The following is a 13,273-nucleotide window of genomic DNA, read 5'->3' on the forward strand; positions in this document are numbered from 1 at the left end:
CCATGCTTTGCCTCCATTCGATATTTCTCATAAAATACTTTATCCAAGGAAAATATTATCATTCCAACATTATTCTTCAATTAAAAGGAGCTTTCCAAATCTTTTCTAGTTTTACTTGTAAAATGTTTGAATTCACTAACGCCTTTTGTTATAGATCGACATAATATGATTAATGATAATTTTTACCAAATCTTATTAATTAGGAGGTTTTATATTTTGCAGGGTTCTTCTTTAAATATTAATCCTGATCTATATGATCATTATCAAGATAAAGTCATTCTCATTACTGGCGGCACTGGTTCAATTGGCAGTCAAATTGTAATGGAACTAGTCAAATATTCTCCTAAAAAAATCATTATTTATAGTAAAGACGATAGCAAACAATATTTAATGAAAAAAAGAATGAAAGAATTTAATAACATTTATTATATACTAGGAGATATTCGTGATTTCCAGAGAGTGGAATATGTATCACGAGGGGTAGATTATATTTTTCATACTGCTGCATTGAAACAGGTACCTATATGCGAAGAAAATCCAGATGAGGCCATAAAAACAAACCTTTTAGGGAGTCTAAATATTATTGAAGCTGCCATAAATAATGGAGTAAAGAAAGTTATAAATATTAGTACTGATAAGGCAGTCAACCCGACAAACACCATGGGGGTAACTAAACTTTTAGCAGAAAAATTATTTAAGCAGGCTAATTTAAAATTAAATAATCACCATACAAAGTTCTCTTCTGTTCGTTTTGGGAATGTTCTCGGATCACGCGGTTCTGTCTTTCCTCTCCTATTTGAACAGCTTATGAATCAAGAGCCCTTGACCATTACCGACCTTGGAATGACACGTTTTTTTATGTCTATCAAAGAAGGAGTTCTACTTACTATTAAGGCAGGCGCTTATGCTGAGGGCGAAGAAATATACATTCTTAAAATGAAAGCTTTAAAGCTTTCAGATCTAGTAGTTGGTTTAAAAGAGTATTCAAAACAAAAACAGGTAAAAGAACCTGAAGTGCAAATTATTGGAATAAGACAAGGAGAAAAATTATACGAAGAATTAGTACTGGAATCGGAACTTGAAAATTTGTATGAAAACGAAGAGATGTATGTAATTTCGCCTAACTCCCCCGATACAACCCTATTCAAAAAATTATACTTATCTGATTATCGATCAGATAAAGTTAATCTAATTACTCAGAAGGAAGTTCTCCAAATACTCAAGGATCTTGACCGAACATGAAGTGGGGAATAATCGGGACAGGAGGTCACAGCAAAGTAGTTCTTGAAGCCATTAAATCCTTCGGTCATTATGTTCAGGTTACTTGTTTTTCAAAAGCACTTCCTAATCATCCCTTTTTCCTTCCATATCCGATCGTTTTAGATGAAGAAAAAATGATTCATTTGCATGAAAATACTATTGATAGTTGGCATGTAGCGATTGGAGATATTTCCATCAGGGAAAAAAAGCTAGAACAGTTAGAACAAAAAAAACTAATCATTTCTTCTATTATTCACAAGAACTCTATTGTTAGCCCTTCTGCAACTATAGATGAAGGTACCTTTGTAAATGCAGGTGCAGTAGTTAATGCGTCTACAAGAATTGGCAGAGGCTGTATTATCAATACCTCTGCAAGCATTGATCACGATTGTATGATAGGTGATTTTGTAAATATTGGACCAGGTTCCCGTTTAGCAGGTCATGTTTCAGTTGGAACAAAAACTGAATTAGGGACTGGGGTTTCTGTGGCACCACATGTAAAAATAGGAAAAGGCTGTATAATCGGGATAGGTTCTGTAGTAGTAAAAAACATACCAGACTTCAGCTTGGCTTATGGTGTTCCAGCTCAAGTAATAAAACTTTTAGAGGACAAACAGTGTAAGAAAACCATTTAGATTTAATCTTGCTTACCTTAATCTATATAAGTATTATCCATTTTTCTCAAATTCCACTATTTATCCATAACAATCATTCCAATTATTTCATATAACTAATGGATGAAAGTCAAATTTCTACTATAAAAAGGGGAATTAAATTTTATGTCAGTACTATACTCAACAGGTCCAGTTGAAAACGTGAATGGTGACGGTTCCTTAGACCCTTCATTTACGTTGGACAAGCTTTTTTACACTGTCGTAGTAAACATTCTAAATAATAGTGAAAAAAAGAAGAACAAATTTGATATAGAAGTATTTAATATAGATGGTCTAAAAACCAGAGTAGGACGGTATAAGGGTGAAGTAGAGGAACAATATGGTTACACTTCTGAATTAGAAGTATCTGAATTAAACCGTTTTGAAATTCAAATTGAGCTACGAAAAGACGATGTCCTCGTATCTGTGACCGGGAAAAATGCTTTAGGAGAAATTATAAGAGAACTGCCGTTAACACGCATAAAATCATAAAAAGCTACTTTAATCATCGTGTTTAAGCAAGCTAACATAACTGGTTTTTACTGTGGCTTGCTTTTTTTAGATTATATGAATTGCAGACTTAAATGCGACACCTAGAAAAAAAGCCCTACTTGCCTCTTGTAAAATAGAAGTTACCACACAACTTTTTACATGGAGGACGAGTATGAGCTTACCACATTTGAGCGTGGACAACTAGAAGTGCTCCATAAACTAGGGCATTCTACAAGAGGAAATTAGTGCTGTTCTTAATCGTCATCATTCCTGTTTTGAGCGTGAGTATCCATAAATATAAGCGCTATATATAATATAACAGCTAGGAAGCTCAAGAGCAGTATGCTGAGCGCCGTAAAACTTGAAACCCTTTGGAAAGTATTCTTTAGACTTAGCCAAACAGATTCCAAAGTAGGATCATACACGGTAACCTGAACTAATTCAATTTCCTTACAGAGTAATTATCTTTTTAAACAAATTATTACTGGCTTTATTACGGGAAGTTATTACCATACTGAGTCATTAATGATAGCGCGCCAAAATCCAAGAGAGACCCGGGCCGTTTTAATGTTGGCACCTCCATCTAAAAATGCCCAAAGGAAGTAAAAACACTTGAAATATTTGGTCATTGGAAACTAGATTCATTACCTCCTCTTTTGTTATCATTAACAAAGTTGACGTGATTGATATTTTTTAATCTTACTGACTGAAGCAGAGATTCCATCATTATTTTTTATCCACTAATATCCCACTTAGTAAAAAATTCACTACTTCCTTTTTCCTTATTTATTGTACTTATTGTACCAATTTACAAAATGAGTTAAACCTTCTTCTATTGTTGTTGAAGGATAGAACCCCACATCAGCATGCAAATCGGCAATATCTGCATATGTCTCCTTAACATCTCCCTGTTGCATTGGTAAGAATTCTATTTTTGCCTTTTTGCCAATTAGTTTCTCTAATGTGTTAATGAAATCCATTAATTTTATGGGCTTATTGTTACCGATATTATAAATTTTGTATGGGGCATAACTTGAACTTGAATCAGGATTAGCTCTATCCCATCCAATATTACAAACCGGTGGTTTATCAAGTAATCGGATTATTCCTTCAACAATATCATCAATATAAGTAAAGTCTCTTCTCATATCCCCATTATTAAAAACCTTTATTGTATTCTCTTCAATAATATTTTTAGTAAAAGAGTAATAAGCCATATCAGGTCTCCCCCATGGACCATACACCGTAAAGAAACGGAGTCCGGTGGTTGGAATATTATATAAATGACTATAAGTATGAGCCATTAATTCATTAGACTTTTTAGTGGCAGCATATAAACTTACTGGATGATCCACTGGGTCTTTGGTTGAGAAGGGGATATTAATATTTGCTCCATATACAGAACTTGAGGATGCATAAATTAAGTGCTTTACATTATTTTGTCGACAGACCTCTAAGATATTTACAAACCCAACTAGGTTGGAATTAACATAAGAATCCGGGTTGTCTATGCTATAACGTACTCCAGCCTGAGCTGCTAAGTTGATGACTATATCAATGGTTCTGTCTTTAAATAATTGATTTAATTTTTCTTTATTCAACAAATCCATTTTATAGAATTCGAAATCAGGGTTTTCTTCTAATATCTTGAGTCGATTGTTCTTTAAAGAAACATCATAATAATCATTAATATTGTCTACTCCTATAACATTGATATCTTGGGCTAACAAACGTTTTGTTAAATGGAAACCAATGAAACCTGCAGCCCCTGTTACTATAATGTTCATAGTATTGATTTCAATCCTTTCTATACAATAGGATTTTGACACCTTTCTGGAACACTGAGTAAGCATCCGTATATATATATTGATACTTTCGATCCTTTACAATAACAGAACAGTGTTCATTATGACGGATATAAAGAGGAAGCAAACTCAAAATCTTCATGGGGAGAGACTTACGTTTTATTCGTAATCCACCAATGACATGATATCCTTTTTCGCTTTAAGCCTTATGAGTTTTCCACTCTTATACCCGCTGTGAACTAGCACCTACGAATGAAGTTTAAGCTAAAACGATCTCGGAAACCGTTGAATGCAAAATCAGCATAGGTTTTGATATGCTCATTTTTGTGATAACTAAAACTTCAACAATTAGGAGTAATACCTTTTTAATTTTTTCGTTAGGATTCAGTTGATTCAGTTACATAAGCGTATTTTCATTTTCATCTAATGGGATTGGTGTTTTTGTCCATTCAGCATACGTACCAGGGTCTATCGCCTTCACTTGTTTTAGAAAAGAATCTAAAAAATTTCTTTCTCGCAGGTCTTTAAATAACTCGAGAGGTCTTTTTTGTTCACGTGAAAACGAGTACACATGGTCGACTAATTTAAAACCATTCCTGGTTATAATAATATGCCGTAATGGGGCATCAATTTGCTTAAAACCTGATTTTTCCATTGTTTTTAATATATAGAGTAAACGTTTTGTTATGTCCTCAGAAAGTACTGATTGTTTTTTAAGAAACGTATTTAAATCTGGTCCTAATAGATATTCCATTAAAATATAATTTGGTCCTGTTTCAAAGACTTTCGGGATAAAAGGCAAGTCTTGACTTGATAAAAGAACCATTTTTTCCTGATTTGCATGTTCAGTTTTTCCGTAAAGTTTTACGCATGTGTCTTCAGACACTCGATAAACAGCACCTTGATGCCCTTTTCCAATGAGTGTTTGTGTTATAGCGCTATCTACTTTTACTCCATTCCCTGACCCTCCTGAGAGGACGGGAATGTTTCTAAAGTCCAAACTATTTTGATTGAAATAATCCTCCCACTCATTGAAGGTGTCCGGTTCGAGCTTTTTCACTTGGGCTAAGAACGAGTCCTTTAAAAGGATTATTTTTAAATCTCTTAATAATTTTAATGGTACAGGATGCATTCTTTTAAAGGAATTTACATGGTCAATCACCTTAAGTTCCTCATTCCCAACGACAAAAATATGGCGTAGGGGAGCATCTATCATGGTGAATTTTGCTTGTTTTAATTCCCTTAATATATAGAGAAGTTTCTTTACTATAGAATCAGGGATATACGTACAATTTCTCAGGTATTCTTTTAAGGTTGGAGCATTAAAATATTCCATGACTATATAGTTTGGTCCTGTATCATATACCAAAGGCATAAAGGGTAGATTTTTTCCAGCATTAAGAGCTTCATCCTCCATTTTCGCTTGTACCGGGTCTGAATAGATTTTTACACATTTATCTTCTGAAAGTTTAAATACTGCACCTTGAGCACCCATTCCAATCAGCGAATAGGTTGTGGGATTATGAATTTCCAAAGATTTTTCACCTTTGGTTACAGTAATGGTTTTAAAATTCTCCATGATCTCCTCCTAACTGCTCATCCATCGACTTCTGTTGAAACTGTTGAATTTTATTAAGGGCTTTTTTAACTTTTTCGGATTTTTGAGCTTTATTTTTATTTTTACGAGATGCTATTGTTTCCTCATTACCTTTAGTCTTTTGTTGAATCTTTGCTTTTTTGTCTTTTTTATTAGATGCTACATGTTTATCTTTGACTTTATCTTTAGTCTGCTGCTTAAGCTGCTGAAGCTGCTGAAGCTTTGGAAGCTGTGAAAGCTGTTGAAGCTGCTGAAGCTGTTGAAGCCGTGGAAGCTGTTGAAGCTGTTGAAGCTGTTGAAGCTGTTGAAGCTGTTGAAGCTGTTGATGCTGTTGAAGCTGTTGATGCTCTTGATGCTCTTGATGCTCTTGATGCTGTTGCATATAAATAAGGGCTTTTCTGGCTAAACCGGCTTTTTTTCTAGGCGCTATTGTTTCGCCATCATACTTATCTTGCTGTTGAGGCTTTGTATTCTCCTTAAGGGTTTTTTTATCTATTTGGCGAGGTGTTACTGAATTTTGTTTACTTACTTTATAAGGGGCTAAAAGTTCATCATAAAATTCAGCTTGTTGTTGAAGCTGTTGGACGAGGTTAAAGTTTTGTTCGATTTTTTGACGAGCCACTACTGTATATGTTTCCCATAATTCTCTGTTAGTTAGCATAAATTCAAGAGCATCTGCCAGTTCATCTACATTATTTTCTTGTACTAAAACACCCTCTTTGTTATTTGTTATTAATTCAGGGATGCCGGCATGATTGGTCGAAATCACTGGTACCCCAATCGCCATAGCTTCTTTTAATGTATTAGGTATACCTTCTACATCTCCATCGGCGGCTTCTAGGCTCGCGGCGCAAAATAAATCTGCATTGGTCAATTGTTCTCGTACTTGATCTTTAGGTAGATGATTTAATAAATGAAAAGAGTCTCCTAAATTAAGTTGATTTGCCAAAGAAATGAGATATTCTTCAAGCTCCCCTCTTCCGATGATCGTCAGGGTTGCATTTGGAAATTTATCTTTGATTTTTTGAAAAGCTTGCATTAAGATGTGATGTCCTTTTTTTTCCACCAACCTACCGATGGATAAAATGTTTTGAGAGCCCCCTTTATGTGGAGTCCGGTATTTGAATTCGTTAAGGTCAACGCCACCATATAACACTCTAATTTTTTCTGATGGACAACCCCAAGCAATTAACCTATCTGCTAAATACTGACAAACTGGAAAAAAACGCTCACCTCGATCAAATAGCATTTTCATGTTATCTAGATAGCCAATGGGCTGATTAGCTAGGGTTGCATCCCTGCCTCGAATACTTGTTACCAACGGAAGGTTTGTTCCTTCTTTAAAAGGAAGTAATAACATCCCTAATTGACCATGGTGAGCATGTAAGAGGGAGATATCATTTCTTTCCACATATTCTTTTGGTGAGAAAATTTCATTGAGATAATGAACTTTCTCATTCAAAAGGGAAAGATCTATCATATATTTAGGTTGTCGTACCATATGAATATAATCATAATCAGGAACTTCTCGAATCTGTGGGATATATTGGGTCGGATCAACTCTTAAATTCAAATGCATAACTGTGTGCAAATTAATGTTCTCCTTTCTAGCATAGTAAGCAAATTTCCTGCACCTTTTCAAGTATATTATGCAGGACTCTATAAGTACGCATGGACTAATAACATACAGTAAAGCTAAATGGCAGTGAGTATGCGTTTACTTAATGTAACGGTGAGTTAAGTAAGTGCTATGACACAAGAGTATTTGCAAACAATGATACTAATAATTGACGTTTTTCTATGGTTCTAATGGTCGATGAAGATTTTTCTTTTATTTAAAGAAATAAAAAAAAGCACCTAAGAACTATATCAAAGGTGCTGCATTGCCAGTTTGCCCGCCTATAGAATAACAACTCCCTTGAATGGTTAAGTTAACCTAATATATGGCTTTAAAAAATCATGTTCTCGTTAATAAAGTGTTAGAAAAAGTTTCGTTTTATGTCATACCAATAACAATTGCTGGCCTTCCTATTGGATAATATTCAATTTTCTTGCAAGCTCTGATTCGATTTTCTTCAAGACAATTTCTACCATCAAAAACAATCGGTTGTTTCATTGTGTTCATCAATGTCTCCAGATCTAAATGTCTAAACTCATTCCATTCGGTAACAATAAATACAGCATCCGCATCCACTGTCGCTTCGCGAACTGAGCTGGCAAATCTAATTGTATCCCCTAATATGTTCTTCGCATTATCTATTGCAACCGGATCATAAGCTACCACTTCTGCTCCAAGTTTGGTTAATGAACGCGCAATTTTTATTGATGGTGCTTCCCTCATATCGTCTGTCTCTGGCTTGAAAGCAAGACCAAGCATTGCAACCTTTTTCCCTTTTAAATCCCCCAAGCGATTTACCGCTTTCGTTACAAGGAGTTCCTGCTGATAATCATTAATCGCTACTGTTTCTTTTAACAAGGAAAAATGTACTCCATTTAACTTGGCAGTATGAAGCAACGCTTTAACATCCTTTGGAAAACAAGATCCTCCATAACCAATACCGGGCTGTAAAAAAGCTTCTCCAATCCTTTTATCTTTTCCCATTCCCTTTGCTACATCTTTAACATCTGCACCTACTACTCCGCATAAATTGGCAACTTCATTGATAAAGCTAATCTTAGTCGCCAAAAAGGCATTAGAAGCATACTTAATCATTTCCGCACTTCTAATACTTGTTAATATAAATGGTACATTTAACGGACGATACATTTCTTGTACTTTCTTAGCCGCCTCGTCATTTTCAGAACCAATGATGATTCGATCTGCTTGCATCGTATCCATAACAGCTGACCCTTGTCTTAAAAATTCAGGATTTGAAACCATATTGAAGGTGATCCTTTTGTTACAAAGTTCTTCCATAATTTTTTTAATAAAATCATTCGTACCAACTGGCACAGTACTCTTTATAACGACTACTGAACTCTGTACTAGGTTCGCAGCAATATCCTTCGCGGCTTGCACAATATACGATAAATCTGCTCCCCCATCCTCCATTTGCGGTGTTCCTACGGCAATGATGATAATCTCGGCACCATTTAGCGCTTCTCGATGAGATGTTGTAAATAGCAGTCTACCCGCTGCAGCATTTTGAGCAAGCAAATTCTCCAGACCCGGTTCATATATTGGAGAAATCCCCTGACGTAGACTTTTAATTTTCTTGTCATCTGTATCGATACAAATGACACTATGCCCTATTTCTGACAAACAAACACCAGTGGAAAGCCCGACATAACCTGTACCCAAAACAGCAATTTTCATATTATTCAAGCTCTCTCTTTATAATCTGAAGGTTTTCTTTCTTATTTACATCCCTTAAATAGGAAAGTACCTCGTCTCTTATATCATCCCTGCGCAAAGCAAAATCTATTGTTGCCTTAATAAATCCAACTTTATCACCAATATCATATCGGTTTCCCTCAAAATTATATGCTAATACTGCCTGCTGCTTATTTAGCTCATTTATGGCATCAGTAAGTTGTAATTCATTACCATGTCCAACCGGAAGCATTGACATTGTTTCAAAAATCTCAGGTCTAAAAACATAACGCCCCATTATCGCATATCTGGAAGGAGCCTCTTCCCTTTTCGGTTTTTCCACCAAAGAATCAATATGAAAAAGGTTAGGCTCAATCATTGTCCCTTTTGGCTTAATAATTCCATATTTACTGACATCCTTTTCCGGTACATTCTGAACAGCTACGACGGAACTGTTGCAATACTCAAAAACACTGATGATTTGTTTCAGACAGGGTGTTTCAGACATAACGATGTCATCCCCTAACAAAACAGCAAAAGGTTCATTTCCAATGAAGCTTTTAGCACAGAGAATTGCATGTCCTAGCCCCATCGGTTCCTTTTGGCGGACATAATAGATATTTGCCAAACTAGATATTTTCTGAACTTCCTCTAAAATATCGAGCTGATTTTTTCTTAAAAGTGCATCTTCCAACTCATAGGATTTATCAAAATGATCCTCTATTGATCTTTTTCCTCTACCGATTATGATAATAATTTCCTCTATACCTGAAGCTACTGCTTCTTCAACAATATATTGAATCGTTGGTTTATCAACAATCGGCAGCATTTCCTTAGCCTGAGCTTTTGTTGCAGGCAAAAATCGGGTTCCGAGGCCTGCGGCCGGAATAATAGCCTTTCGGATTTTCATAAGCTGCCTCCCTTTTGTCATTCATTAATCCTTTATATGCAATAGGACAACTTTCGGTCTAGTTAGAAGCCCAATTAGTCCTTTTTTTATTTAACAGGGACTAGTAGGCTATACATGTAAGAATCCCAATCTGGCTGTGGCCGAGCCTCGCAACCTATCGGTTACGTGCCAAATTAAAAACTTCATTACACTTTTTATGCAATGGAGTTACCATGGTTTTCGTGTAATGGTCGGTAAACGGTTTGGATAAACCACTGGATGTACATTTGTAGAACAGGATTGGGCAATACTGTGAAACCGGCCTCCGTGTCGGGGACCTTGCTCCGACTAACCACGCAACAGATCCTGGAACTCAAAGGCAAACAAAACAAGATCTCCGGGTCAAGGAAGGCAAAACAGAAAAAATCCGCGATATGTAAATCGCGAATTGCTTTCAGGAGGTCTGTTGCTATGCCAAAAACGTCCAGAGTCCCTACTATTTATTCCCGTCCAGAAAGGGAGGCCTAACTCAGGCCTACAGGCAGTTAAATTAGGCTGCAGAGTTTGCTGGCGTGGAGTATGTCAGAAATCATACCTTATGAAAGACATTTGGCTATTGGTTTTACAAAGCCACGAAGGATATTACCATGCTGCAACAGATCCTGCATCATTCCTATCCTTCTGTCACCCTACGCTACATGGGTATTACCGAAGAAGAAACAATGTACTAAAAACATTTAGCGTTTTCATTATTAAAAAATAAAAATGACGCATTCAAAACGTTCGTAGTTTTACGAACATTAAAAATGGCTGTCTCAGGAAAAAACGCCACCGTTCGCGAACGTGTACTTTTATGAACGGGAGTAAATTTCGAAAATTTTATAGTCTAAGAGAATTCCAACCTAAAAAGTCGAACTCCTTTACGTGAACTGACCCCATAGAGTTAGACAGGTTATCTCGTTAGGCAGCTTGTTAGACATGAGCTCGGTATTGTATCCCGGGCTCATGCCTTTTAATTTTGCCTTGATTCGATTGTGATTATAGTATTCTATATATTTTGCTAGTTCTTGTTTAAAGTGTTCCACACTTTAAAATTCTTTTAGATAAAGAAGTTCCGATTTCATGATACCAAAGAAATTTTCCATAACAGATTTTATCGTAACAATCCCCTTTGCGAGACATACTTTGCGTAATGCCACGCTCCCTAAGGGCATTACAGTATTGTTTCATTTGATAAGGCCAGCCTTGATCTGAATGAATAAGGAGAGTATCGTCGTCTGTTAACCGTTCAAATGCTTGATCTAACATCGTTGATATGAGTGACTAGTGTTGGTCATAAACCGATTGTATACGTAATGATTTCTCCATTAAATAAGTCCAATATCGGCGATAAATATAGCTTTTCTCCAAATAATTTAAACTCTGTAATATCCGTAACCCATTTCTCATTTGGTTTTTCAGCTTTGAAATTGCGATCTAAAATATTTCGTGTAATCTTGTCCACAGTCCATTTGTAAGAGCGGTATTTTTTCATACGGACAAGACATTTTAGCACTAGTTCTTTCATGATACGCTGTACCTTTTGTGGTTTACTTTGTGTCCGCGATTTTTAAATTCATCACGAATACTCCGGTAACCAAACCGACCCTCATGTTCATCGAAAACAGATAATCAATACTTTCAGTTCTGCATCTGGATCAGGACGACCGAAGTTTTTTACCCAATAGTAATACGTGCTACGATAAATGTTTGCCAGCTGTATAAGTGCTTTCATCGGTAATGCATTCCTTAATTCATAGACTACTTGTGCTTTGTCTTGTTTGGTGATTTTTCCTTGTTTTGAACTATAGGCATTCTCCATACGTAAACGTTCATTCTCCGCCTGTAAAGCCTCTATTGATCCTTCTTCCGGTACTTGAGTACTTGATGTCTTATTTTTTCATGGATGGACGCCCCGTGTTCGTTCATATAATTGAGTACATCTAGTTTAAACTTTGCGGGGTAGGGTGTATAGCGTTTTTCAAAAGCATCTAAACCAAAAAGTTCAAATTGTTTAATCCACTGATGGAGTGAACTCGGATGAACACCAATAGATTTAGCAATTGTTTTTCCTCCCTCATTACCATCTATATATTGTCTTACTGCCTGTATTTTTTCTCTGAAGAAAATCTCGCCATAAAAAAACTGCACCTCCAATTGTAAGTTGTGTCTAACAATTGGGGTGCAGTTCAACGTTAAGGAATCGACTCTTTTAGATTTTCCTGCTTGTACAACATAATTGGTTTTGTGAGGTATTCATCATAAATTTTTTTGACGTATGCCATACTTGAACCGGTTAGAGCCTTTGCTGAAGCCATCTGCCCATATTGTCATCCTAACGGGTAGGTTTCCTATATCGCATTGAAATCGATATTTTTCTGCCAGTCTTCATATGATTCAGGATCGATTTTCTTTGCTTGTTCCAGGAATGTATCCAATAACCCCAATTTCTTTAGATCACGAAACATCTTCGGATTATATGGATCATTCATTGTGAGACCATCTGAATGATCGATTGCTTTCAGCACATTCCCCTCTGTTACAACAAAATGTCCGATTGAGGTCTTGATTCTAATAAATCCAACTCTCTTTAGTTCCTTTCGAATCATTATGATTTGTTCTGTAAACGATTCGGGAATATCTTTCGTTTTTTTCAAATAATCTCTTAAATTGGGACCTTTTAAATATTCCATGATTACATAGTTTGGTCCGACTTCATATAACCTCGGAACAATTTGAGTTTCTTTCGCTGCTTCAAGTGCATTCCCCTCTTTAGTTGCTGCATTTGGATTGACATAAATTTTTACGCAAAGATCTTCATCAAGCTGAAAAACTGCACCTTGACTTCCTTCCCCAATTAGTTTTAACGTGGTTGGATTATGAATAATAAGTTCTTTTTTACCGTTCTTTTCTATTCTTTCAACCTTTATTAATTTAAAATCATCCATCTAATCTTGCACCTCTTTTCTTCTTTTTAATAACCATAACCTATAATATGAAATCATCGATTAGTTGCTTTAGGTAAATAACACTTTTTCACAAAATTAAGTCATACCCTCTTTTACTGGGTTCTTAAGGACGAGAAGGACCTATTAGCAATTGGTGCATAATTCTCTTAAGGAAATCTTTTCCCAGCATTTCTTCAGTGTCTTATGCTCATACACATACAATTAAGAAATTTACAAAAAACATACAAATATATGTACTTGTCCGTTTCGAATCTTT

9 protein-coding genes and 1 pseudogene are annotated in these 13,273 nt (G+C 35.8%); 3 read left to right on the forward strand and 7 right to left on the reverse strand.

Features of this window, described 5'->3' with window-relative positions:
* Positions 1 to 216 precede the first annotated feature (216 nt).
* The 3 genes from FNK51_RS19675 to FNK51_RS19685 all read left to right on the forward strand — a co-directional run bounded on the left by FNK51_RS19675 (position 217) and on the right by FNK51_RS19685 (position 2,405).
* Positions 217 to 1,242 (forward strand): SDR family NAD(P)-dependent oxidoreductase, encoded by a 1,026-nt coding sequence (locus tag FNK51_RS19675; protein WP_286178789.1) that lies wholly within the window; start codon positions 217 to 219, stop codon positions 1,240 to 1,242.
* Positions 1,239 to 1,895: an acetyltransferase gene (locus FNK51_RS19680; protein WP_141994395.1), complete on the forward strand. Its 657-nt coding sequence runs from the start codon at positions 1,239 to 1,241 to the stop codon at positions 1,893 to 1,895. The genes FNK51_RS19675 and FNK51_RS19680 overlap by 4 nt, the downstream gene beginning before the upstream one ends.
* Positions 1,896 to 2,039: 144 nt before the next feature.
* Complete coding sequence (locus FNK51_RS19685) at positions 2,040 to 2,405, forward strand: hypothetical protein (protein ID WP_141994396.1); 366 nt, start codon at positions 2,040 to 2,042, stop codon at positions 2,403 to 2,405.
* A 782-nt stretch (positions 2,406 to 3,187) separates the two neighbouring features.
* Here FNK51_RS19685 and FNK51_RS19690 read toward each other — a convergent pair.
* The 7 genes and pseudogenes from FNK51_RS19690 to FNK51_RS19725 all read right to left on the reverse strand — a co-directional run bounded on the left by FNK51_RS19690 (position 3,188) and on the right by FNK51_RS19725 (position 12,996).
* Positions 3,188 to 4,192, reverse strand: coding sequence for an NAD-dependent epimerase (locus FNK51_RS19690; protein WP_141994397.1), 1,005 nt, complete (start codon positions 4,190 to 4,192; stop codon positions 3,188 to 3,190).
* A 415-nt stretch (positions 4,193 to 4,607) separates the two neighbouring features.
* On the reverse strand, positions 4,608 to 5,789 hold the full coding sequence (locus tag FNK51_RS19695) for a hypothetical protein (RefSeq protein ID WP_141994398.1): 1,182 nt from the start codon (positions 5,787 to 5,789) through the stop codon (positions 4,608 to 4,610).
* On the reverse strand, positions 5,776 to 7,398 hold the full coding sequence (locus tag FNK51_RS19700) for a glycosyltransferase (RefSeq protein ID WP_141994399.1): 1,623 nt from the start codon (positions 7,396 to 7,398) through the stop codon (positions 5,776 to 5,778). The genes FNK51_RS19695 and FNK51_RS19700 overlap by 14 nt, the downstream gene beginning before the upstream one ends.
* A gap of 405 nt (positions 7,399 to 7,803) precedes the next feature.
* Positions 7,804 to 9,123: a UDP-glucose dehydrogenase family protein gene (locus tag FNK51_RS19705; protein ID WP_141994400.1), complete on the reverse strand. Its 1,320-nt coding sequence runs from the start codon at positions 9,121 to 9,123 to the stop codon at positions 7,804 to 7,806.
* 1 nt (position 9,124) lies between these two features.
* Positions 9,125 to 10,030 carry a UTP--glucose-1-phosphate uridylyltransferase GalU gene (gene galU / locus FNK51_RS19710; RefSeq protein ID WP_061463341.1) on the reverse strand — a complete coding sequence of 302 codons (906 nt, stop codon included), beginning with the start codon at positions 10,028 to 10,030 and terminating at the stop codon, positions 9,125 to 9,127.
* 951 nt (positions 10,031 to 10,981) lie between these two features.
* Positions 10,982 to 12,186 (reverse strand): annotated as a pseudogene (locus FNK51_RS19720) (IS3 family transposase).
* A gap of 213 nt (positions 12,187 to 12,399) precedes the next feature.
* Complete coding sequence (locus FNK51_RS19725; protein ID WP_141994401.1) at positions 12,400 to 12,996, reverse strand: serine/threonine protein kinase; 597 nt, start codon at positions 12,994 to 12,996, stop codon at positions 12,400 to 12,402.
* Positions 12,997 to 13,273: the final 277 nt, after the last annotated feature.

Source organism: Bacillus sp. B4EP4a (assembly GCF_006680105.1).
In the GTDB taxonomy this organism is placed as follows: Bacteria; Bacillota; Bacilli; order Bacillales; family DSM-1321; genus Peribacillus; species Peribacillus simplex_E.

Excerpts from the sequence above, each read along its gene's own strand:
- FNK51_RS19685 (WP_141994396.1), top strand. The coding sequence starts at position 2,040 with ATGTCAGTACTATACTCAACAGGTCCAGTTGAAAACGTGAATGGTGAC.
- FNK51_RS19705 (WP_141994400.1), bottom strand. The coding sequence starts at position 9,123 with ATGAAAATTGCTGTTTTGGGTACAGGTTATGTCGGGCTTTCCACTGGT.
- FNK51_RS19725 (WP_141994401.1), bottom strand. The coding sequence starts at position 12,996 with ATGGATGATTTTAAATTAATAAAGGTTGAAAGAATAGAAAAGAACGGT.
- galU (WP_061463341.1), bottom strand. The coding sequence starts at position 10,030 with ATGAAAATCCGAAAGGCTATTATTCCGGCCGCAGGCCTCGGAACCCGA.
- FNK51_RS19690 (WP_141994397.1), bottom strand. The coding sequence starts at position 4,192 with ATGAACATTATAGTAACAGGGGCTGCAGGTTTCATTGGTTTCCATTTA.
- FNK51_RS19680 (WP_141994395.1), top strand. The coding sequence starts at position 1,239 with ATGAAGTGGGGAATAATCGGGACAGGAGGTCACAGCAAAGTAGTTCTT.
- FNK51_RS19695 (WP_141994398.1), bottom strand. The coding sequence starts at position 5,789 with ATGGAGAATTTTAAAACCATTACTGTAACCAAAGGTGAAAAATCTTTG.